The organism is Salifodinibacter halophilus (genome assembly GCA_012999515.1).
Taxonomy (GTDB): Bacteria; Pseudomonadota; Gammaproteobacteria; order Nevskiales; family Salinisphaeraceae; genus Salifodinibacter; species Salifodinibacter halophilus.
In genome coordinates, this window is the sequence record JABEEB010000792.1 from 1 (window position 1) to 233 (window position 233).

Below are 233 nucleotides of genomic sequence, written 5' to 3' on the forward strand. Positions count from 1 at the left end.
GCCGCGCTCGACGGCGCCGAACGCGCCGCGCTGATCGCAGCCATGGCCGACCAACTCGACGCGCAACGCGAAGCCATCCTCGCCGCCAACGCCGAGGACGTCGCCCGCGGCGAAGCCGGCGGCCTCAGCGCCGCCATGCTCGACCGCTTGCGCTTGGACCCGCCGCGTCTGGCCGCCATTGCCGCCGCCCTGCGCGAAGTGGCCGCGCAGGCCGACCCGCTCGACGGCGTCAC

The 233-nt window shown here is 76.4% G+C and carries 1 protein-coding gene; it reads left to right on the top strand.

The window, feature by feature from the left end:
* A partial coding sequence (locus HKX41_13755) for a gamma-glutamyl-phosphate reductase (protein ID NNC25198.1) occupies positions 1-233 on the top strand: 233 nt, incomplete at both ends.